Here is an 18,050-nt window from a genome sequence, read left to right as displayed (position 1 = left end):
GAGTAGAAATGGTAATGCCTGGTGATAACGTACAATTGACTATCAACCTGCATGCACCTATTGCGATGGACGAAGGTTTACGTTTCGCAATTCGGGAAGGTGGCCGTACTGTTGGCGCCGGTGTTGTCGCTAAAATTATCGAGTAATTACAATGAGTAGCAATCAAAACATTAAAATAAGATTAAAATCCTTTGATCATCGGTTGATTGACTTATCAACTCGAGAAATTGTAGAGACTGCAAAACGTACTGGCGCACAAGTTCGTGGGCCAATACCTTTGCCAGTCCGTAAGGAAAAATTTACTGTATTGACTTCACCGCATGTTAATAAAGATGCTCGAGATCAATATGAATTACGTACTCACAAACGTCTGGTCGTTATCGTTCATCCAACTGAAAAAACAGTTGATGCGTTGATGAAGTTAGATCTGGCTGCTGGGGTTGATGTTCAGATAAGCCTTGATGACTAAATGTTAGGGTGAAGGATATTAAAGAGGTGTTAGAATGATGATCGGTTTATTAGGCCGTAAAATCGGTATGACGCGGGTCTTCATGGCAGATGGAGTTTCTGTTCCAGTGTCTGTTGTTGAAGTTCACCCTAATAGAGTCTCACAAGTTAAAACCAAAGAAACTGATGGTTACTCTGCTGTTCAATTAACTGGTGGTACTAAAAAAGCAAGCAAAGTTAACAAACCTTTAACTGGTCACTTTGCAAAAGCTGAAATTGAAGCTGGTGACATGCGAGTTGAGTTCTTAATTGACTCAGAAGATGCATTCAAAGCTGGCCAGGTAATATCAGTAGCAGATGTATTCACTGCTGGGCAGTTTGTTGATGTTGCTGGAACCACAAAGGGTAAAGGTTTTGCTGGTACTGTTAAGAGATATAATTTTAGAACACAAGATGCTACTCATGGTAACTCCAGATCGCATCGTGTACCTGGTTCTATTGGTCAAAACCAAACTCCAGGACGTGTGTTCAAAGGTAAGAAAATGGCTGGTCACATGGGTAATGTCCGTTGTACGGTTCAAAGCCTTGAATTAGTGCGCGTAGATGCTGAAAGAAACTTACTTCTTATCAAAGGTGCTATACCTGGTGCTCCTGGCTCACAAGTTGAGATTAAGCCTGCAGTTAAAAAGCAAGAACGAGGTGAGTGATGGAAATTACTACTATAGATACAAATTCAAAACTAATACTGAACCAAGAAGTATTTGCATATGGTTACAATGAGGGATTAATCCATCAAGCAGTAGTAACCTATATGAATAACGCTCGTAGTGGTAATAGTGCTCAGAAAACACGGTCTGAAGTTAGAGGTGGTGGTAAAAAGCCATGGAATCAAAAAGGTACCGGTCGTGCTCGTGCTGGTACAATACGAAGCCCACTCTGGAGAAGCGGTGGGGTCACGTTTGCCTCTAAAAAAAGAGATTATTCACAAAAAATTAATAAAAAAATGTACAAACGTGCATTACGTAGTATAATCTCCGAACTTTGCCGCACTGGTAACCTCATTGTAGTGAGTGATTTCCAATGCGAAAGCAAAAAAACTAAAGATTTTGTTAATAAAATGAACCAACTAAACATTAATAATGCTCTTATCGTAATGAGTGAAGTTGGCGAGAATGAATATTTTGGTTCAAGAAACTTAATTGATTATGACATCTGCGACGCTACAACTATAGATCCTGTTTCTTTACTCAAATTTGAGAAAGTTGTTGTTACAGAAGCTGCAATTAAAAAAATTGAGGAACAGTTACAATGAACGCTGAAAGATTGTTGATGGTTCTACGTGAACCACATACTTCTGAAAAAGCTACTGTCATAGCTGATAAGCTGAAACAGTTCACTTTCAAAGTATTGAAAACTGCAACTAAAAATGAAATTAAAATGGCGGTAGAGCATATATTTAACGTTAAAGTTAAAAATGTATCTGTTATCAATGTGAAGGGAAAAACAAAGCGTTTTAAACAAACAAGCGGAAAGCGTAGTGATTGGAAAAAGGCATTTGTAACTCTTCATGCTGATCAAGATATTGACTTTACAGCTACCGAATAAGGCAGATTAAGATGGCACTATTAAAATCTAAACCTACATCGCCAGGAAAACGTGGCGAGTTACGCGTGGTTCATCACCATATTCATAAAGGAAAACCACACGCTGCTTTAGTTGAAAAACTAAAGAAGACTGGTGGACGTAATAACCAAGGTAGAATCACTGTAAGACATATTGGTGGTGGTCAACGTAATCAATATCGTATTATTGACTTTAAACGTAATAAGGATGGTATTGAAGCACGTGTTGAACGTATTGAATACGATCCAAATCGCACCGCTTTAATTGCATTAATTGTTTATAAAGATGGTGAAAGAAGATATATTATCGCACCAGCTAATTTAAAAGAGGGTGATACTGTTGTAAGTGGTGCTGATTCACCTATTAGCACAGGTAATTGTCTTCCACTAAAAAATATTCCTGTTGGTACCACAATTCACTGTGTTGAAATGAAACCAGGAAAGGGTGCGCAGGTCTTAAGAAGTGCTGGAGCAAGTGGACAAATTGTTGCTAAAGAAGGTATTTATGCAACATTAAGACTTCGCTCAGGCGAAATGCGTAAAATACATGTTCTTTGCAGAGCGGTAATTGGTGAAGTAAGTAATAGTGAGCATAGTTTACGCGCATTAGGTAAAGCCGGAGCTAAACGCTGGAGAGGTATTCGCCCAACAGTTCGTGGGGTAGCTATGAACCCAGTTGACCATCCACATGGTGGTGGTGAAGGCCGCACTTCTGGTGGACGTCATCCTGTATCACCATGGGGTATGCCTACTAAAGGTTACAAAACCAGAAGTAATAAGCGTACTGATGGTTTTATTGTCAGAAGACGTAAAAAGAAATAATTATTGAGAGGATATCAAGTGGCTCGTTCTATAAGAAAAGGTCCTTTTATTGACCATCATTTGATTGCCAAAGTAGAGGCTGCAATTGAATCAAAATCTAAGAAACCAATTAAAACATGGTCTAGACGATCAACAATCGTTCCCGAAATGATTGACTTAACAATTGCTGTTCATAACGGCAAAGATCATATCCCTGTATATATTACAGATAATATGGTTGGTCATAAATTAGGTGAGTTTGCCATGACTCGAACTTTTAAAGGCCATTCTGGTGACAGAAAGGCTAAAGGTAAATAAGAGGATATGATGGAAGTTACAGCAAAGTTAAAAGGTGCTCCCTTATCCGCTCAAAAGGGCAGATTGGTAGCCGATATGATACGTAACATGAAAGTATCTGGTGCACTTGATGTCCTCAAGTTTACACCAAAAAAAGGTGCTCAATTAATGCTTAAATTATTAGAATCAGCTATTGCAAACGCTGAAAATAATAATGGAGCAGATATTGATGATTTAAAAGTAGGTATGGTCTGTGTTGATGAAGCGATGACTTTAAAACGTATTAGTCCCAGAGCTAAAGGACGTGCAAATCGAATTTGTAAACGTACCTGCCATATCACGATTAAAGTGTCTGACGAGGAATAGCAATGGGACAAAAAGTTAACCCTATAGGTATACGCCTTGGTATTATTAAAGACTGGAACTCTAAATGGTTCGCAGGTAAAAAATACGCTGAATTCTTAATTCAAGATATTAAATTACGTACTGAGCTTAAAAAGAAACTTATGGCAGCTGCTGTAAGTAAAATTTTAATTGAGCGACCTGCTAATAATGCTGTAGTTACAATATTGACTGCACGACCTGGTGTTATCATCGGTAAAAAAGGTGGTGGTATTGAAACATTACGTTCAGAAATTTCTAACAAATTAGGTGTACCAGTTCATCTAAATATTGAAGAAATTAAAAAACCTGAGCTCGATTCAACTTTGGTTGCCGAAGGAATTGCACAACAATTAGAACAGCGTGTTATGTTTAGACGTGCTATGAAGCGTGCGGTTACTTCTGCTCTTAAAGCAGGGGCGAAAGGAATTAAAATTTGTGTTAGTGGACGACTAGGTGGTGCTGAAATTGCGCGAAGTGAATGGTATAGAGAAGGACGTGTGCCTTTACATACTTTCAGAGCAGATATTGATTACGGTACAGCAGAGTCTAAAACTACCTACGGTATTATTGGTGTAAAAGTCTGGATCTTCAAGGGCGAAATTCTCCCACAAAAGAAAAGATCTTCTGACGGTGCCCAGTGAGTGAGGATTAAGAATCATGTTACAACCTAAACGTACAAAATACCGAAAACAGATGAAAGGCCGTAACAGAGGTTTAGCCTTGCGCGGTAGCAACATCAGCTTTGGTGAATTTGGTTTGAAAGCTCTCGAGCGTGGTCGTCTAACTGCACGACAAATTGAAGCAGCTCGTAGAGCAATGACACGTCATATTAAGCGTGGTGGTAAAATTTGGATTAGAGTATTCCCAGACAAACCTATTACTCAAAAACCTCTTGAAGTAAGACAGGGTAAAGGTAAAGGTAGCGTTGAATATTGGGTTGCTCAAATACAACCTGGCAAGGTTTTATTTGAAATGGAAGGTGTATCCAGAGAGCTTGCGATGGAAGCTTTTGATCTGGCTAAAGCGAAACTTCCTTTCAAAGTTATATTTGAAGAAAGGAAGGTGATGTAATGAAAAAGATTGATGAATTACGCAGTTTATCAGTAGAAGAACTGCAAAATGAACTGCTTTCATTGCGTAAAGAACAACTTAATTTGCGAATGAAGAAAGCAAGTGGCTCACTAGATAAAACACATCTCATCACCATGGTGCGTAAGTCAGTGGCAAGAGTAAAAACAATGTTGACTGAAAAGGCAGGTAAGTGACATGTCTAATAGTGAATCAAATGCCAGAACAATGGTTGGAAAAGTAGTTAGCGACAAAATGGATAAAACCATAGTTGTGATGATTGAACGTTCTGTTAAGCATCCAAAATATGGAAAAATTATGAAACGTAGAGCTAAATTTCATGCTCATGATGAAAATCAAGTATGCAAAATTGGCAATATAGTAAAGATCCGTGAGTCAAGACCACTCTCTAAAACAAAAAGCTGGGTATTAGTCGAAGTAATTTCTTAATCAACCCTGTTGATTTACTTTTAAAACCCTAAAAGGCCTGATATAATCAGCAACCTTTTTCTGGTCGAAATCAGAGCTGGAGTAAAAAATGATCCAAATGCAGACAGTGCTCGAAGTGGCTGACAACAGCGGAGCACGTAAGGTTATGTGTATTAAAGTGCTTGGCGGGTCGCACCGTAGATATGCACGTGTAGGTGATGTAATCAAAGTTAGTATTAAAGATGCAATACCCAGAAGTAAAGTAAAAAAAGGTGCTGTTATGAAGGCTGTAGTTGTTCGTACAGCGCAAGGCGTTCGTAGAGATGATGGATCTTTGATCCGTTTCGATGGTAACGCTGCAGTACTGTTAAATAACCAAAACGAGCCAATAGGTACTCGTATATTTGGCCCTGTTACTCGCGAGCTACGAGAGAGATTTATGAAAATAATATCTCTGGCTGCAGAAGTTTTGTGAGAAGGATTTAGATATGAAACGTATTCAAAAAGGCGATGAAGTAATTATAATTGCCGGAAAAAGTAAAGGTCATAGAGGTAAAGTCCTACGTGTTACTGAAAATGGCATTGTTGTAGAAGGCGGAAACTTGATTAAGAAACATGTTAAGCCCAATCCACAGAAGCCAGAAAACAAGGGTGGAATTGTTACTCTTGAAGCACCAGTTCACGTTTCAAACGTTGCTCATTTTAATCCCAATACAAAAAAAGCAGATAAAGTAGGATTTAAGTTCATCGAGAGTAACGGTGAGAGTAAAAAAGTTAGATATTTTAAATCTGACAATGAAATAATTGACCGTGTTTAATTAGGTGATTCAAATGGCAAGACTTAATGAATTTTATAAAAAAGAAATCATCCCTATGATGATGAAACGGTTCAACTATTCCAGCGTTATGGAAGTTCCAAAGCTGCTAAAAATCACCTTAAACATGGGTGTTGGCGAAGCTGTTGGTGATAAAAAGGTAATGAACCATGCTGTTGAAGATATGACTTTAATAGCGGGACAAAAGCCGGTTGTTACTAAAGCAAGAAAATCTATTGCTGGTTTTAAGATTAGGGAAGGATGGCCAATAGGCTGTAAAGTAACTCTAAGACGTCAACGTATGTATGAGTTTTTAGACCGATTGATTTCCGTAACTTTACCGCGTGTAAGAGATTTTCGTGGTTTAAATCCTAAATCTTTTGATGGAACTGGTAATTATAGTATGGGTATACATGAGCAAATCGTATTCCCAGAAATTGATTACGATAAAACAGATGGTATTCGTGGTTTAGATATTTGTATTACTACGACTGCTAAGACAAATGAAGAAGCTAAAGCTTTATTAGAAGCCTTTAACCTTCCATTAAAAGATAGAGATAAAAAATAAGGGTGAAATTGTGGCTAAAAAATCAATGCTTATGAGAGAGTTAAAGCGTAGCAAGCTTGTAAATAAGTACAGTAAGCGTAGAAACGAATTGAAAAAATTGATTAAATCATCTGATGATTTTCAGGTAATTATGGATAGTCAGTTAAAGTTAGCTAAATTGCCTGTTAATTCAAATCCTGTTCGTTTTAAAGAACGATGTCAACAATGTGGTCGTCCACATGGTGTTTATCGTAAATTTGCTCTTTGCAGAATTTGCTTAAGACAACAACTAATGGTTGGTAATATACCAGGCGGAAGAAAATCTAGCTGGTAATTTTTTAATTGGAGAACGATTGTGAGTATGCATGATCCAGTTGCTGATATGCTGACCCGAATTAGAAATGGTCAACAAGCAAAACATCAGCAAATAACGTTAACTTCTTCTAAGTTGAAAGAAGAAATTGCTCGAGTTTTAAAGGAAGAAGGTTATATCGAAAACTTCTTTGTAGAATCACTAGATAATAATCTTAAATTGATGACGATAAAGCTGAAATATTATCATGGCAGACCTGTTATCGAACTGATTAAGAGAATTAGCAGACCTGGATTGCGAGTATATAAGTCTTATAAAGATTTGACTTCTATTCCTGGTTTTGGTGTGGCTATATTGTCTACATCACAAGGTATAATGACCCATATATCTGCAAAGATGAAAGGCGTTGGTGGCGAAGTCATTTGTGAAGTGGCTTAATACTTGCGAGGAATAATATGTCTAGAGTAGCAAAAGCCCCAGTAGTTCAACCAGCAAATGTTGAAATAACAATAGGTGATGGTGAGGTTACTGTAAAAGGGCCTAAAGGAACACTAACCCAAAAAATTAATAGGTTAGTAAAAGTAACTAAAAATAAAGATTCTAACCATGTTGAGTTTGCTCCTGCTGCAAATGATCCAAAAGCTTGGGCACAAGCTGGAACGGCGAGAGCATTAGTAAATAATATGGTTAAGGGTGTAACTGAAGGTTTTGTTGTTACCTTGGAATTGGTCGGGGTAGGTTATAGAGCACAATCTAAAGATAAGTCTATTACATTATCATTAGGTTTCTCTCATCCTATTGAATACCAATTGCCTAAAGGTGTTTTAGTTGAAACTCCAAGCAATACAGTTATATTGCTAAAAGGAGTGGATAAACAAATTTTGGGCCAAGTAGCTTCTGAAATAAGAGCATTTAGACCACCAGAGCCTTATAAAGGTAAAGGTGTTAAACTAGCTGGCGAGTATATTGCTCGTAAAGAAGCGAAAAAGAAATAAGGTTTAAGTTATGAATAAACACAACTCACGTGATCGACGTGGATTAAAAGCAAAAGCACTGATTCGTAAATCAGGCAGAGCAAGACTTGTCGTTTTTAGAAGTGGTTTGCATATTTACTCACAAATCATTCAAGCAGATAAGCTGGGTGATAAAGTAATCGCTTCATGTTCAACTAACGATAAAGAATTACGCGCCAGTCTGACCGGTAAATGTAAAGTAGAACAAGCCACCTTAGTTGGCAAACTGCTTGGTAAGCGTGCGAGCGAGCAAGGCGTTACTCAAGTTGCATTTGATCGTGCTGGTTATAAATATCATGGCCGAGTGAAAGCCCTTGCAGAAGGTGCTCGCGAAGCTGGATTGGATTTTTAAGGAACGATTATGGCATTCGATGAATCATCACCTAAATCAGATGGCTACCAAGAAAAGCTAGTATCGGTTAATCGTACAGCTAAAGTTGTTAAGGGAGGCCGTGTTTTTGGTTTTGCAGTGCTTGTTGTTGTTGGTGACGGCAAGGGTAAAGTTGGCTTTGGTAGAGGTAAGGCTAGAGAAGTTCCAATTGCTATTCAAAAAGCAATGGAACAAGCAAAGAAAAACATGGTTTATATTCCACTTTCTGGATCAACTATTTTCCACGAGATTACTTGGAACTATGGCGCTTCTAAGGTATTTATGAAGCCTGCAAGTGAAGGTACTGGAATTATTGCTGGCGGTGCGATGAGAGCTGTATTAGAAGTTTTAGGCGTACAAAATATATTAGCTAAGAGTATTGGTTCTACCAATCCAAGCAATATTGTAAGAGCAACGATCGCAGCTTTAACTAATATTGGTACCCCAGATTATGTTGCGGCCAAGCGTGGTAAAACTGTTGAAGAAGTTATGGCGGGCTAATTATGGAAAAGAAAATTAAAATAACTTTGGTTAAGAGCATTATTGGCAGAAAACCAAAGCATATTTCTATCGTAAAACAATTAGGTCTTGGTAAAACTAATTCTAGCGTATCACATAATGATACCCCAGCGATCCGTGGCCTTATTAATAAAGTTGACTACCTATTGCTGGTTGAGGAGAGTGTATAATGAATTTAAATTCACTATCACCAGATCCTGGTTCAAAACGTCCAAAAAGACGCTTAGGACGTGGTATAGGATCCGGGTTAGGTAAAACTAGTGGTAAAGGGCATAAAGGTCAAAAGGCTAGAGCTGGTGGTTTTCATAAAATTAACTTTGAAGGCGGTCAAATGCCAATTCAAAGACGTTTACCAAAAATGGGCTTTAAGTCACGAGTTGGTAGAACTATAGATCAAGTTTGCCTTAGTGAACTTGCAAAATTATCTGCTGATGTAATTGATTTAAATGTCTTACGCGAAGCTGGTCTAATCAATAGTTCTATTAAAGATGTAAAAGTTATTTTATCCGGTGAGTTAACTACAGCCATCAAACTTAAAGGTTTAAGGGTCACTAAAGGAGCTCGTTTGGCCATTGAAGGTTTAGGCGGCAGCATAGAAGAGTGACTATGAAAAACCAAAAACATAATGCAAGCCAATCACGTGGAGGATTGGCTGAACTAAAATCAAGATTATTGTTTGTTGTTCTCGCTATTCTGTTTTATCGTTTAGGCGCCCATATTCCTGTTCCGGGTTTGGATCCTGCACGGTTAGCGAATTTCTTTAATGAGCAACAGAATACAATTTTTGGCTTATTTAATATGTTTTCTGGTGGTGCTCTATCGCGTGTGACGGTTTTTGCAATTGGTATTATGCCATACATTTCAGCGTCTATTATTCTTCAGCTTTTTACAGTTGTCTCTCCCAAACTTGAGCAACTTAAAAAAGAAGGTGAATCAGGGCGTAGAAAAATAAACCAATATACTCGATATCTAACTTTAGTGCTTTCAGTGTTTCAGTCTTTAGGAATGGCACGTTGGTTAGCTGGACAACAAATTGCACTTCAAGCTGACTTTTCATTCTATTTTACTGCAGTTGCTACCTTAGTTACGGGTACGATGTTTTTAATGTGGTTAGGCGAACAAATTACTGAAAAAGGTGTTGGTAATGGTATTTCACTGATTATTTTTTCGGGTATTGTATCAAGTATGCCTACTGCAATTGCTTCAGTTCTTCAACAAGTTAAAGAAGGACAAATGCAAGCATTAACTTTAATCATTGTTGCTGTAGTGGTTGTTGTAGTAACAGGATTTGTAGTATTTATGGAGCGTGCGCAGAGACGTATAAGAGTTAATTATGCGCAAAGGACACAAGGTAGAAAGGTATATGCTGCACAAACCAGCCATTTACCTTTAAAGATAAATATGTCTGGGGTAATTCCTCCAATTTTTGCATCCAGTATCATATTATTACCAGCAACCTTAGCACAGTTTTTCTCTCATACTAAAGGTTTAGGTTGGCTTGCTGATGTTGGAATGGCTTTATCTCCTGGACAACCTTTATATTTAATTGTTTATGCAGTAGCAATTATATTCTTTGCGTTCTTTTATGCCGCTCTGGTGTTTAATCCCAAAGATACTGCTGATAATTTAAAAAAATCTGGTGCATACATTCCTGGAATTAGACCAGGAGAACAAACAACTAAGTACATTGATGGTGTAATGACTCGTTTGACATTAATCGGAGCAATTTATTTAGTTTTGGTCTGTCTTTTGCCTCAGATCTTGATGTATACATGGCATGTCCCTTTTTATTTCGGAGGAACGTCTTTGCTGATTATCGTAGTTGTTATTATGGATTTTGTAGCTCAGGTACAAGCTCACTTAATGACTCAGCAATATGATTCTTTAATGAAAAAGGCTAATTTCAAAGGTACAAAATTACCTGGTCTTTTATGATTTTTATCGGAGTTTGGAATGAAAGTAAGAGCATCTGTAAAGCGAATTTGTCGCAATTGCAAGATTATTAAAAGAAGTGGCACTATACGGGTTATTTGTAAAGATGCCAGACACAAACAAAAGCAAGGTTAATATCTGCTTGATTTAATTTTATAAAAATAGTATTCTTCTGTCCCTTTCGACAGAACAAATAACGTTCGGAGAAGTTAATGGCTCGTATTGCAGGAGTAAATATACCTGATCACAAACATGTTGTGATTGCTTTAACAGCTATATATGGTATTGGTAAACCTACATCCTTAAAATTATGTTCTACTGTTGGGATTGAACCTTCTAAAAAGGTATCAGAACTAACTGATGCTCAACTTGAGTCTTTGAGAACAGAAATTGCAAAAATAACAGTGGAAGGTGATTTGCGTCGTGTTGTGACAATGAACATTAAACGCCTTATGGATCTAGGATGTTATCGTGGTCTAAGACACAGAAGAGGGTTGCCATTGCGGGGTCAACGTACGAAAACTAATGCTCGTACTCGAAAAGGCCGCAGAAAGGGCACTACCGTTTGATTTTTCATGTAGGAAAGTAAGATGGCAATAACTAAGTCAAAACAACAAAAAGTACGCAAGAAGGCAAAACGTGTCGTATCTGATGGTATCGTTCACGTACATGCTTCTTTTAACAATACTATAGTGACCTTTACTGACAGGCAAGGTAATGCTCTGTGCTGGGCAACATCTGGTGGTTCAGGATTTAGAGGCTCAAGAAAAAGCACACCTTATGCTGCGCAAGTTGCTACTGAGCGTGCTGCTGCTGTTGCTAAAGAATACGGTATGAAATCTGTGGCTGTATTTGTTCATGGCCCTGGCCCTGGAAGAGAGTCCACTATTCGTGAATTGATATCACAAGATTTTAAAATTGTTGAAATTACCGATGTTACGGGTATACCTCATAACGGGTGTAAATCACCTAAAAAACGTCGTGTATAAGACTCAGGAGTAATTAATGGCTAGATATCTTGGTCCAAAATGTAAGTTATCACGTCGTGAAGGTTGTGATTTATTACTTAAAAGTGGTGTCCGTGATCACAAGTCCAAATGTAAATCAGAAAAATTACCTGGACAACATGGCGATAAGAAACCACGCCTGAATGGTTATGGAATCCAGCTTAGAGAGAAGCAAAAGATCAGAAGATTGTATGGTGTTCTTGAAAAGCAATTCCGTGGCTATTACAAAATGGCTGCTCGTATGAAAGGCTCAACAGGTGAAAACCTAATGTCTTTACTTGAAAGACGTTTGGATAATGTTGTGTATCGTATGGGTTTTGCAACCACACGCGCTGAAGCACGTCAATTGGTTACGCATAAAGCCATACTTGTTAATGATAAAATAGTTAACGTCCCATCGTTTTTAGTAAAACCTGGTGATGTTGTATCTGTTCGACAAAGAGCTAGAAGTCAAGGTCGCATCCAAGCAGCTTTAACTTTGTCTGAACAAAGAGCTCCATGTGATTGGATTACTGTAGATACTTCTTCTTTTAAAGGAACTTTCTCTACAGCACCAACGTTAACTGACTTATCTTCAGACTACAACGTAAACTTAGTTGTAGAACTTTACTCTAAGTAAGCTCGGAGAAATAGCTGAATGTATACTGAAATCAATGAAATGTTGACACCTAATGTTCTTAAGGTCCAGGCAGAATCGCCCTATAAAGCTAGAATAGTTTTAGAGCCTTTGGAGCGTGGCTTTGGTCATACTCTCGGCAATGCTTTGAGACGTATTTTACTATCATCAATGCCTGGAAGTGCAATTACTGAAGCCTCAATTGACGGTGTTCTACATGAATACAGCACAATTGAAGGTGTGCAGGAAGATGTCGTTGACATATTACTGAACCTAAAATTAGTTGCGATAAAAATGACAGTCGGTGAAGAAGCTATGATAACACTGAACAAGCAAGGTCCTTGTCAGGTTACAGCTGGAGATATTCAACTGACTCATGGATTAGAGATTGTTAATCCAGAGCTTGTTATTGCTAATTTGAATGAAAAAGGCAAATTAAATATGACATTGAAAGTTGAACGAGGAATTGGTTTCCACAGTACTGATTCATTCATTAGACATTTCGATGATGAAGTAGAAAGAAAATCTGTTGGGAAGCTTAAAATTGATAATAGCTTCTCTCCAGTTAAGAAAGTGGCTTATTATGTTGATAGTGCTCGTGTAGAAAATCGTACTGACCTTGATAAGTTAACTATCGAATTAGAAACGAATGGAACTATTGATGCTGAAGAATCAATAAGAATTTCTGCTAGTATTCTTCAAAGACAACTTCATGCATTTGTTGATATGAAATTTGAAGAATCTCGATCTGATAATAAAGAACGCAATGATTTTGATCCTATTCTATTACGTTCCGTTGACGATTTAGAGTTAACTGTGCGATCTGCAAATTGTTTGAAAGCAGAAAATATTCATTATATCGGCGATTTAGTACAAAGAACTGAGAATGAACTCTTAAAAACACCTAATTTAGGTAAGAAATCTTTAACTGAAATTAAGGATGTTTTAGCTTCACGTTCATTATCGCTAGGTATGAAACTTGAGAATTGGCCGCCAGCAAATCTTGGCGAATAATGTTTAGGAGTTTTGGTTATGCGTCACCGTAATTCTGGCCGAAGTTTTGGCCGTACAAGTAGCCACAGAAAGGCTATGTTTGCAAACATGTGTTGTTCTTTGATTGAGCATGAGTTGATAAAAACAACTTTGCCTAAAGCTAAGGACCTGCGACGTTACATTGAACCTTTAATTACTGTATCAAAGGTTGATTCAGTGGCTACTCGTCGTCATGCGTTTGATATTCTAAGATCCAAATCAGCTGTGGGTAAATTATTCAAAGATTTAGGTCCACGTTTTGTTGAGCGTCCTGGTGGTTATGTGCGTATCATCAAATGCGGATTCAGAGAAGGTGATAATGCACCTATGGCTATCGTTGAACTATTAGACAGACCTACCGTCAGTGACGAAACTGAAGAATAACGTACTATTTTTATTATTCTAAAACCCGCACTATGCGGGTTTTTTATTTATATACGGATCAAAGTTGTATCTAGGTAATTTATAGTGCCCTTCGAATTTGGCAATATAGTTATAACTTTTCGCACCTTATGCTTTAAAGTGTTTTAATAAAAGTTAAATCCACGGCTGTTGATACACCAGTAAATTACTTTCAATACCACCTGTTTGTTCTGTTGATTTTGGCTCTAACAACATGACGTGCACTTCTTCATCGGCTACCGGTTTATGTTCCACACCTTTGGGGACAATATAAAACTCTCCTTCTTTTAAAGTAATTATTTTATCTCTAAGCTCGAGTTTGAGTGTTCCTTTCAATACTAAAAAAAGCTCATCTTCTGTGGCATGGGTGTGCCATATAAATTCACCTTTGAATTTAGCAAGCTTGACATACTGACCGTTTAACTCCCCCGCAATACGTGGAGACCAGTACTCATTAAAGAGTTTAAATTTTTCTGTTAAATTCACTTTATCCATAATTACCTCATTGTATTAGTTATGTAGACATTGCTTAATTATTTTGTACTATTGGAAGAAATGATTGTTTAGTATAGTGAATTCCATGTAGTTTCGGTACGGAGGAGAAGTATTTGGCGAGAATAGTATTCCTGGGTTTCGCTTCGCTGCACCCAGGCTACAATTAGTTGAAACAACGTATATTTACATGTTTAGAATGGAACATCATCATCCAACTGATCAAAAGCATCTTGTGGTACTTGTGGAGATTGTTGTCTGCCAGAATTTTGATTGCTTGGTGCAAATTGAGCTTGCGGTATCTCATCGAAACTTGATGAGGCCGTTCCTTTACTGTCTAGCATTTGAATGTCATTTGCTACAATCTCAGTAGTGTATCTATCTTGGCCCTGCTGATCCTGCCATTTTCTGGTTCTTAAACTGCCTTCGATGTAGAGCTTAGAGCCTTTGCGCACATATTCGCCGGCTATCTCTCCTAAGCGGTTAAAACATACTACACGGTGCCATTCAGTTCGTTCTTGCTTTTCACCGGACACTTTATCTTTCCACGCCTCACTAGTGGCAATTGATAGTGTGGTTACAGCATTTCCATTTGGTAAATAACGTACGTCAGGGTCAACACCCACATTACCAATGAGGATGACTTTATTTATACCTCGTGCCATTTCTGATCTCCTGTATGCGAAAGTTAGGAGAAGAGTATACCTAATTTATATATCCCTTGCACGGATGAGTTGCAATAGAAATTCGCTAGAAAAAGGAACAAGCATACCCATCTCGTATGCTTGTTATTAGCTTATAATTCGGAAATTTTTTTAAGCCAATCTTTTGCTTCGCTACTCACGTGTTCATCATGCATTATCTTATCGTAAACAGCTGTTCTTAACTCACTTGAATTTCCACAGATGTTTTCCATGAGTTCATTCCAAGCGGTTATTGATTCAGCAAAGTGCATTTTATTCGCTTTTGCGAGTACTTCATGAATGCATTCAAACCAATATGCATCTATAGCACGATCGAGCCAGTCCACAATTTCGGTTGTTAGTCCATGATCTTCAAGACCTTTTCCTTCCTTAAAACCTTTTTCCCATTTGGTGGTTCGCAGATGTGCATGCTCCTTACCATATAGATTATTGATTAAAGTCATGCATTGTTTTGCTAAGGAAATACCAATTGTTGATTGAGGAGCATTATGTAAATTATTCTGAATTTCGTTTACCAAATTAAACCAATTATCCTCAAACTGTTTCTTTTCTTTTTCGTTAAAACGAGATTGCAGATTTGCTTCAAATTGCGCATATTGCTCTAACTCTTTGGGATTAAATACTTCTTTAATCCAAGAACTTTCAAGTTGTTGTGTCATACGATAAACCTCTATTAGCTGTATTATTTGTTCCCAAGGAATAGACTTTTCTCGGCCACAGTTTTCAGTTACTTGCTTTAGAATACTACTTGCTTGCATGAGTGTTTCTGCTTTTTCTTGCAAAAACTTTGCTTGTAGGCTGAAGTGCTCTAGCACCTCTGTATTGTGGGCAAGTAATTGTTTGATTTGCGCTAATTCAAAACCAAAAAATTTCAGCGCAATAATCTGTTGCAGCTTTAATAAGTCTTGTTCAGAGTACAAACGATAACGATTGCTTAGACGTAAACTGGGTTTAAGTAAACCAATTTTGTCATAGTGATGTAGCGTCCTTACTGAAATTTGTGTAAGTTGGCTAAACTCTTTTGCATACCATTGTTTCATCGTTTTTCCTCCTTGTTACCAAGGCTAATGTATGACGTAAGGTTAGAGTCAAGCAGGTTAATCAAAAAGAGTTTTGTCCGAACTGGAAACAAGTTCATACAGACGCGTAATTTGTTTTTGGGTCACCCGATGCGTTGAAAGTGGCGGTAAGCTGGTTATGTCAAAAAAATCAATTTCAGAAATTTCTAGATTTTCTGTTGCTGTTCCCGACAAAATGTCGCAATGAAAGAAACATTTATAAGTATGGGGCCATTGTAGTGGATGATCATGTTTTTGTTTATCCCATAATGCAAGTAGTCGGATTACTGAAACATCAAATCCAGTTTCTTCTTTAGCCTCTCTTATTACTGATTCTGAGGCAGATTCATTTGTTTCCGCCCATCCACCAGGTAAGGTCCAGAGTTCATCAGAGCGTTCCTTAACTAATAAGACTTTATTATTTTTTAAAACAAAAGCACGAACATCTATTTTAGGTGTTGCATATCCTTTTTCTAATGAAAAAATCTGCTTTATCTCTTTAAGTGGTGTATCCGAATAGTTTGCCATAAACTCAAACGCAATCTCCCGAAGTCTTAGGTAGCGTTCTTTATCAAACTCATTATTTGAGTAACATAGCCCATTTTGAGCAATTGCTTGAATTTCAGTAATGTATTTTAGCCAATTAAAATCAATTTTAGGCATAGTGTATAATCCCTGTGTATTTTCTTTCATTTTCAGTATTGACTCTCACGTTACGTGATAGTTTAGAATCAGCTCTCCAGGAGAAAGTTGAATGAAATATTACCAAATTAAAGAGATTAGCCAAATGACCTCATTAACAATTAGGTCATTACAGTATTATGATGAAATCGGTTTATTGAAACCAACAAAACGTTCTGATAGTGGCTATCGTCTTTATTCTGAAATGGATTTAATAAGATTACAACAGATCACTACTTTAAAGTTTTTGGGTTTTTCTTTGTCGACAATCAAAAAGATTATAGAAAGTCCAAATTTTGATGTGATGGCATCCATTAGCATACAAGCACGTGAATTAACTGAGAAAGCAAATCGGATTAATGAGGCGGCTTCTTTGCTTACTTACATTTCCAGTCAAATGGAAATGAAGCAACCAGTGAATTGGAAAAGTACTGCAAAAATTATAGAAATATTGGAGTTAAATACAATGAATGATCAAGTTCTGCAGAAATATAAAACTGAAGCTGAAAAATCCGAATTAGGTAAAAAGTCTGCCTATGATGATACGTATAATCCGGATCGATTATTCCCAATTCCGAGAGCGGGGAAGCGACAGGAAATCGGCGTTGATCCCATGCAATTACCTTTTTATGGCTTTGATTGCTGGAATCATTATGAAGTTTCCTGGCTTAATGCGAAGGGTAAACCTATGGTCGCAATTGCTGAATTATTTTATGACTGCAGCTCACCTAACTTAATCGAATCAAAATCATTAAAACTTTATTTTAATTCGTTCAACAACACGCGAATACAAAATGTCGATGACTTGGAGCATACGATTAAAAAAGACTTGCAAGAACGTGTTGGTGCAGAAGTTTGGGTGAAGGTTCATCCTTTAGAAGCAGCCAATCAGTTTGCGATACAACCATCTTTTACAGGGGAGTCACTCGATCATCTTGATATAGAATGTTCTGTGTATCTTGTTGAACCTTCGTTTCTTTTTACAGGTGATGAACTACTGGAAGAAACCTTATACTCCAATCTATTGAAATCAAATTGCCTGGTCACTAACCAGCCTGATTGGGGAAGTGTACAAATTGCTTATAAAGGAAAGAAAATTAACCGTGAAGGCTTATTGAAATATCTTGTATCATTCCGAAATCATAATGAGTTTCATGAGCAATGTATTGAACGGATATTTGTTGATATTATGAACTACTGCAAACCAGAACAGTTAACTGTATATGGTCGTTATACCAGACGGGGAGGCTTGGATATCAATCCATACCGTTCTACAGAAAAGACTCCCTTTATCGATAAAAATTTGCGATTGATTCGTCAATAATTAAATGCATACCTAATTTGAGTTATCAATAAAGATAACTCAAATTAGACAATCCAAATTTATTTTTGATCCTATTCATTGAATTTAAATTTTAGGAATGAAAACGACAAGACCTGGCCCTAGAGCCAGTGGCGTGTGATAAAATAAACAAATTGACCAATAAAAATCATAATAATG

Annotated in this window: 34 protein-coding genes and 1 pseudogene; 31 read left to right on the top strand and 4 right to left on the bottom strand. The window is 37.4% G+C overall.

What is annotated here, in order from left to right:
• From ACWTEW_RS18230 to rplQ, 29 genes are all read left to right on the top strand, one after another.
• Positions 1 to 146: EF-Tu C-terminal domain-related protein (locus tag ACWTEW_RS18230; protein WP_010654847.1), on the top strand; the 146-nt coding region annotated here is incomplete at its 5' end.
• Between the two features lie 5 nt (positions 147 to 151).
• Positions 152 to 469 (top strand): 30S ribosomal protein S10, encoded by a 318-nt coding sequence (gene rpsJ / locus ACWTEW_RS18225; protein WP_010654833.1) that lies wholly within the window; start codon positions 152 to 154, stop codon positions 467 to 469.
• A 34-nt stretch (positions 470 to 503) separates the two neighbouring features.
• On the top strand, positions 504 to 1,154 hold the full coding sequence (gene rplC / locus ACWTEW_RS18220; protein ID WP_454783069.1) for a 50S ribosomal protein L3: 651 nt from the start codon (positions 504 to 506) through the stop codon (positions 1,152 to 1,154).
• Positions 1,154 to 1,759, top strand: a complete 606-nt coding sequence (rplD, locus tag ACWTEW_RS18215; protein ID WP_454783068.1) for a 50S ribosomal protein L4 — start codon at positions 1,154 to 1,156, stop codon at positions 1,757 to 1,759. The genes rplC and rplD overlap by 1 nt, the downstream gene beginning before the upstream one ends.
• On the top strand, positions 1,756 to 2,052 hold the full coding sequence (rplW, locus tag ACWTEW_RS18210; protein ID WP_058466779.1) for a 50S ribosomal protein L23: 297 nt from the start codon (positions 1,756 to 1,758) through the stop codon (positions 2,050 to 2,052). Before rplD ends, rplW begins: the two co-directional genes overlap by 4 nt.
• An 11-nt stretch (positions 2,053 to 2,063) precedes the next feature.
• On the top strand, positions 2,064 to 2,891 hold the full coding sequence (rplB, locus tag ACWTEW_RS18205; RefSeq protein WP_454783067.1) for a 50S ribosomal protein L2: 828 nt from the start codon (positions 2,064 to 2,066) through the stop codon (positions 2,889 to 2,891).
• A gap of 18 nt (positions 2,892 to 2,909) precedes the next feature.
• Positions 2,910 to 3,188, top strand: a complete 279-nt coding sequence (rpsS, locus tag ACWTEW_RS18200; protein ID WP_454783066.1) for a 30S ribosomal protein S19 — start codon at positions 2,910 to 2,912, stop codon at positions 3,186 to 3,188.
• Positions 3,189 to 3,197: 9 nt separating this feature from the next.
• Positions 3,198 to 3,533, top strand: coding sequence for a 50S ribosomal protein L22 (rplV, locus tag ACWTEW_RS18195; protein WP_003633087.1), 336 nt, complete (start codon positions 3,198 to 3,200; stop codon positions 3,531 to 3,533).
• 2 nt (positions 3,534 to 3,535) lie between these two features.
• Positions 3,536 to 4,192 carry a 30S ribosomal protein S3 gene (rpsC, locus tag ACWTEW_RS18190; protein WP_454783065.1) on the top strand — a complete coding sequence of 219 codons (657 nt, stop codon included), beginning with the start codon at positions 3,536 to 3,538 and terminating at the stop codon, positions 4,190 to 4,192.
• A gap of 16 nt (positions 4,193 to 4,208) precedes the next feature.
• Positions 4,209 to 4,622: a 50S ribosomal protein L16 gene (gene rplP, locus ACWTEW_RS18185; RefSeq protein ID WP_003633085.1), complete on the top strand. Its 414-nt coding sequence runs from the start codon at positions 4,209 to 4,211 to the stop codon at positions 4,620 to 4,622.
• Positions 4,622 to 4,816, top strand: coding sequence for a 50S ribosomal protein L29 (gene rpmC / locus ACWTEW_RS18180; RefSeq protein WP_110141635.1), 195 nt, complete (start codon positions 4,622 to 4,624; stop codon positions 4,814 to 4,816). Before rplP ends, rpmC begins: the two co-directional genes overlap by 1 nt.
• A gap of 1 nt (position 4,817) precedes the next feature.
• On the top strand, positions 4,818 to 5,069 hold the full coding sequence (rpsQ, locus tag ACWTEW_RS18175; RefSeq protein WP_454783064.1) for a 30S ribosomal protein S17: 252 nt from the start codon (positions 4,818 to 4,820) through the stop codon (positions 5,067 to 5,069).
• A gap of 88 nt (positions 5,070 to 5,157) precedes the next feature.
• Positions 5,158 to 5,523, top strand: a complete 366-nt coding sequence (rplN, locus tag ACWTEW_RS18170) for a 50S ribosomal protein L14 (protein WP_006872243.1) — start codon at positions 5,158 to 5,160, stop codon at positions 5,521 to 5,523.
• Between the two features lie 13 nt (positions 5,524 to 5,536).
• Complete coding sequence (gene rplX, locus ACWTEW_RS18165) at positions 5,537 to 5,866, top strand: 50S ribosomal protein L24 (protein ID WP_454783063.1); 330 nt, start codon at positions 5,537 to 5,539, stop codon at positions 5,864 to 5,866.
• A gap of 13 nt (positions 5,867 to 5,879) precedes the next feature.
• Positions 5,880 to 6,431 carry a 50S ribosomal protein L5 gene (rplE, locus tag ACWTEW_RS18160; RefSeq protein ID WP_010654822.1) on the top strand — a complete coding sequence of 184 codons (552 nt, stop codon included), beginning with the start codon at positions 5,880 to 5,882 and terminating at the stop codon, positions 6,429 to 6,431.
• Positions 6,432 to 6,441: 10 nt separating this feature from the next.
• Complete coding sequence (rpsN, locus tag ACWTEW_RS18155; RefSeq protein WP_454783062.1) at positions 6,442 to 6,744, top strand: 30S ribosomal protein S14; 303 nt, start codon at positions 6,442 to 6,444, stop codon at positions 6,742 to 6,744.
• 27 nt (positions 6,745 to 6,771) lie between these two features.
• Entirely contained in the window at positions 6,772 to 7,161 is a 390-nt protein-coding gene (gene rpsH / locus ACWTEW_RS18150; RefSeq protein WP_202972257.1) for a 30S ribosomal protein S8, read from the top strand.
• Between the two features lie 17 nt (positions 7,162 to 7,178).
• Positions 7,179 to 7,718, top strand: a complete 540-nt coding sequence (gene rplF, locus ACWTEW_RS18145; protein WP_454783061.1) for a 50S ribosomal protein L6 — start codon at positions 7,179 to 7,181, stop codon at positions 7,716 to 7,718.
• A gap of 10 nt (positions 7,719 to 7,728) precedes the next feature.
• The gene (gene rplR / locus ACWTEW_RS18140) at positions 7,729 to 8,088 is read left to right on the top strand and encodes a 50S ribosomal protein L18 (protein WP_454783060.1); all 360 of its coding nucleotides are present in this window, start codon (positions 7,729 to 7,731) and stop codon (positions 8,086 to 8,088) included.
• A 9-nt stretch (positions 8,089 to 8,097) separates the two neighbouring features.
• On the top strand, positions 8,098 to 8,607 hold the full coding sequence (gene rpsE / locus ACWTEW_RS18135; RefSeq protein ID WP_010654817.1) for a 30S ribosomal protein S5: 510 nt from the start codon (positions 8,098 to 8,100) through the stop codon (positions 8,605 to 8,607).
• A 2-nt stretch (positions 8,608 to 8,609) separates the two neighbouring features.
• On the top strand, positions 8,610 to 8,795 hold the full coding sequence (gene rpmD / locus ACWTEW_RS18130) for a 50S ribosomal protein L30 (RefSeq protein ID WP_019233377.1): 186 nt from the start codon (positions 8,610 to 8,612) through the stop codon (positions 8,793 to 8,795).
• Entirely contained in the window at positions 8,795 to 9,229 is a 435-nt protein-coding gene (rplO, locus tag ACWTEW_RS18125; protein WP_454783059.1) for a 50S ribosomal protein L15, read from the top strand. The genes rpmD and rplO overlap by 1 nt, the downstream gene beginning before the upstream one ends.
• 2 nt (positions 9,230 to 9,231) lie before the next feature.
• Positions 9,232 to 10,560, top strand: coding sequence for a preprotein translocase subunit SecY (gene secY, locus ACWTEW_RS18120; protein WP_454783058.1), 1,329 nt, complete (start codon positions 9,232 to 9,234; stop codon positions 10,558 to 10,560).
• Between the two features lie 18 nt (positions 10,561 to 10,578).
• Positions 10,579 to 10,692, top strand: coding sequence for a 50S ribosomal protein L36 (gene rpmJ / locus ACWTEW_RS18115; RefSeq protein WP_010946099.1), 114 nt, complete (start codon positions 10,579 to 10,581; stop codon positions 10,690 to 10,692).
• A gap of 77 nt (positions 10,693 to 10,769) precedes the next feature.
• Complete coding sequence (gene rpsM / locus ACWTEW_RS18110; RefSeq protein ID WP_028381376.1) at positions 10,770 to 11,126, top strand: 30S ribosomal protein S13; 357 nt, start codon at positions 10,770 to 10,772, stop codon at positions 11,124 to 11,126.
• 21 nt (positions 11,127 to 11,147) lie between these two features.
• A complete protein-coding gene (gene rpsK, locus ACWTEW_RS18105) occupies positions 11,148 to 11,546 on the top strand; it encodes a 30S ribosomal protein S11 (protein WP_454783057.1) in 399 nt (132 codons plus the stop codon).
• Between the two features lie 16 nt (positions 11,547 to 11,562).
• The gene (gene rpsD, locus ACWTEW_RS18100) at positions 11,563 to 12,183 is read left to right on the top strand and encodes a 30S ribosomal protein S4 (RefSeq protein ID WP_454783056.1); all 621 of its coding nucleotides are present in this window, start codon (positions 11,563 to 11,565) and stop codon (positions 12,181 to 12,183) included.
• A gap of 18 nt (positions 12,184 to 12,201) precedes the next feature.
• Positions 12,202 to 13,194: a DNA-directed RNA polymerase subunit alpha gene (locus ACWTEW_RS18095; protein ID WP_454783055.1), complete on the top strand. Its 993-nt coding sequence runs from the start codon at positions 12,202 to 12,204 to the stop codon at positions 13,192 to 13,194.
• 18 nt (positions 13,195 to 13,212) lie between these two features.
• On the top strand, positions 13,213 to 13,596 hold the full coding sequence (rplQ, locus tag ACWTEW_RS18090) for a 50S ribosomal protein L17 (protein WP_454783054.1): 384 nt from the start codon (positions 13,213 to 13,215) through the stop codon (positions 13,594 to 13,596).
• A 153-nt stretch (positions 13,597 to 13,749) separates the two neighbouring features.
• On the opposite strand, the gene ACWTEW_RS18085 is transcribed toward rplQ, so the two are convergent.
• From ACWTEW_RS18085 to ACWTEW_RS18070, 4 genes are all read right to left on the bottom strand, one after another.
• Positions 13,750 to 14,109: a cupin domain-containing protein gene (locus ACWTEW_RS18085; protein WP_454783053.1), complete on the bottom strand. Its 360-nt coding sequence runs from the start codon at positions 14,107 to 14,109 to the stop codon at positions 13,750 to 13,752.
• Positions 14,110 to 14,300: 191 nt separating this feature from the next.
• Positions 14,301 to 14,771 carry a single-stranded DNA-binding protein gene (ssb, locus tag ACWTEW_RS18080; RefSeq protein WP_182391646.1) on the bottom strand — a complete coding sequence of 157 codons (471 nt, stop codon included), beginning with the start codon at positions 14,769 to 14,771 and terminating at the stop codon, positions 14,301 to 14,303.
• A 131-nt stretch (positions 14,772 to 14,902) separates the two neighbouring features.
• Positions 14,903 to 15,850, bottom strand: coding sequence for a MerR family transcriptional regulator (locus ACWTEW_RS18075; RefSeq protein ID WP_454783052.1), 948 nt, complete (start codon positions 15,848 to 15,850; stop codon positions 14,903 to 14,905).
• Between the two features lie 57 nt (positions 15,851 to 15,907).
• Positions 15,908 to 16,531, bottom strand: a complete 624-nt coding sequence (locus tag ACWTEW_RS18070) for an NUDIX hydrolase (RefSeq protein WP_454783051.1) — start codon at positions 16,529 to 16,531, stop codon at positions 15,908 to 15,910.
• Between the two features lie 91 nt (positions 16,532 to 16,622).
• Here ACWTEW_RS18070 and ACWTEW_RS18065 point away from each other — a divergent pair.
• Positions 16,623 to 16,775: pseudogene (locus tag ACWTEW_RS18065) on the top strand (MerR family DNA-binding transcriptional regulator); the annotation flags it as partial.
• Positions 16,776 to 17,015: 240 nt separating this feature from the next.
• The gene (gene queF / locus ACWTEW_RS18060; protein ID WP_454783075.1) at positions 17,016 to 17,873 is read left to right on the top strand and encodes an NADPH-dependent 7-cyano-7-deazaguanine reductase QueF; all 858 of its coding nucleotides are present in this window, start codon (positions 17,016 to 17,018) and stop codon (positions 17,871 to 17,873) included.
• The last annotated feature ends 177 nt before the right edge of the window (positions 17,874 to 18,050 follow it).

The sequence above is a fragment of the Legionella stuttgartensis genome, from assembly GCF_977063405.2.
Note: the sequence above shows the minus strand (reverse complement) of the source record. Positions and strands in the feature narration are given on the sequence as shown.

Excerpts from the sequence above, each read along its gene's own strand:
- rpsJ (WP_010654833.1), top strand. The coding sequence starts at position 152 with ATGAGTAGCAATCAAAACATTAAAATAAGATTAAAATCCTTTGATCAT.
- rplC (WP_454783069.1), top strand. The coding sequence starts at position 504 with ATGATGATCGGTTTATTAGGCCGTAAAATCGGTATGACGCGGGTCTTC.
- rplD (WP_454783068.1), top strand. The coding sequence starts at position 1,154 with ATGGAAATTACTACTATAGATACAAATTCAAAACTAATACTGAACCAA.
- rplW (WP_058466779.1), top strand. The coding sequence starts at position 1,756 with ATGAACGCTGAAAGATTGTTGATGGTTCTACGTGAACCACATACTTCT.
- rplB (WP_454783067.1), top strand. The coding sequence starts at position 2,064 with ATGGCACTATTAAAATCTAAACCTACATCGCCAGGAAAACGTGGCGAG.
- rplV (WP_003633087.1), top strand. The coding sequence starts at position 3,198 with ATGGAAGTTACAGCAAAGTTAAAAGGTGCTCCCTTATCCGCTCAAAAG.
- rpsC (WP_454783065.1), top strand. The coding sequence starts at position 3,536 with ATGGGACAAAAAGTTAACCCTATAGGTATACGCCTTGGTATTATTAAA.
- rplP (WP_003633085.1), top strand. The coding sequence starts at position 4,209 with ATGTTACAACCTAAACGTACAAAATACCGAAAACAGATGAAAGGCCGT.
- rpmC (WP_110141635.1), top strand. The coding sequence starts at position 4,622 with ATGAAAAAGATTGATGAATTACGCAGTTTATCAGTAGAAGAACTGCAA.
- rpsQ (WP_454783064.1), top strand. The coding sequence starts at position 4,818 with ATGTCTAATAGTGAATCAAATGCCAGAACAATGGTTGGAAAAGTAGTT.
- rplN (WP_006872243.1), top strand. The coding sequence starts at position 5,158 with ATGATCCAAATGCAGACAGTGCTCGAAGTGGCTGACAACAGCGGAGCA.
- rplX (WP_454783063.1), top strand. The coding sequence starts at position 5,537 with ATGAAACGTATTCAAAAAGGCGATGAAGTAATTATAATTGCCGGAAAA.
- rplE (WP_010654822.1), top strand. The coding sequence starts at position 5,880 with ATGGCAAGACTTAATGAATTTTATAAAAAAGAAATCATCCCTATGATG.
- rpsH (WP_202972257.1), top strand. The coding sequence starts at position 6,772 with ATGCATGATCCAGTTGCTGATATGCTGACCCGAATTAGAAATGGTCAA.
- rplF (WP_454783061.1), top strand. The coding sequence starts at position 7,179 with ATGTCTAGAGTAGCAAAAGCCCCAGTAGTTCAACCAGCAAATGTTGAA.
- rplR (WP_454783060.1), top strand. The coding sequence starts at position 7,729 with ATGAATAAACACAACTCACGTGATCGACGTGGATTAAAAGCAAAAGCA.
- rpsE (WP_010654817.1), top strand. The coding sequence starts at position 8,098 with ATGGCATTCGATGAATCATCACCTAAATCAGATGGCTACCAAGAAAAG.
- rpmD (WP_019233377.1), top strand. The coding sequence starts at position 8,610 with ATGGAAAAGAAAATTAAAATAACTTTGGTTAAGAGCATTATTGGCAGA.
- rplO (WP_454783059.1), top strand. The coding sequence starts at position 8,795 with ATGAATTTAAATTCACTATCACCAGATCCTGGTTCAAAACGTCCAAAA.
- secY (WP_454783058.1), top strand. The coding sequence starts at position 9,232 with ATGAAAAACCAAAAACATAATGCAAGCCAATCACGTGGAGGATTGGCT.
- rpmJ (WP_010946099.1), top strand. The coding sequence starts at position 10,579 with ATGAAAGTAAGAGCATCTGTAAAGCGAATTTGTCGCAATTGCAAGATT.
- rpsM (WP_028381376.1), top strand. The coding sequence starts at position 10,770 with ATGGCTCGTATTGCAGGAGTAAATATACCTGATCACAAACATGTTGTG.
- rpsK (WP_454783057.1), top strand. The coding sequence starts at position 11,148 with ATGGCAATAACTAAGTCAAAACAACAAAAAGTACGCAAGAAGGCAAAA.
- rpsD (WP_454783056.1), top strand. The coding sequence starts at position 11,563 with ATGGCTAGATATCTTGGTCCAAAATGTAAGTTATCACGTCGTGAAGGT.
- ACWTEW_RS18095 (WP_454783055.1), top strand. The coding sequence starts at position 12,202 with ATGTATACTGAAATCAATGAAATGTTGACACCTAATGTTCTTAAGGTC.
- rplQ (WP_454783054.1), top strand. The coding sequence starts at position 13,213 with ATGCGTCACCGTAATTCTGGCCGAAGTTTTGGCCGTACAAGTAGCCAC.
- ACWTEW_RS18085 (WP_454783053.1), bottom strand. The coding sequence starts at position 14,109 with ATGGATAAAGTGAATTTAACAGAAAAATTTAAACTCTTTAATGAGTAC.
- ssb (WP_182391646.1), bottom strand. The coding sequence starts at position 14,771 with ATGGCACGAGGTATAAATAAAGTCATCCTCATTGGTAATGTGGGTGTT.
- ACWTEW_RS18075 (WP_454783052.1), bottom strand. The coding sequence starts at position 15,850 with ATGAAACAATGGTATGCAAAAGAGTTTAGCCAACTTACACAAATTTCA.
- ACWTEW_RS18070 (WP_454783051.1), bottom strand. The coding sequence starts at position 16,531 with ATGCCTAAAATTGATTTTAATTGGCTAAAATACATTACTGAAATTCAA.
- queF (WP_454783075.1), top strand. The coding sequence starts at position 17,016 with ATGAATGATCAAGTTCTGCAGAAATATAAAACTGAAGCTGAAAAATCC.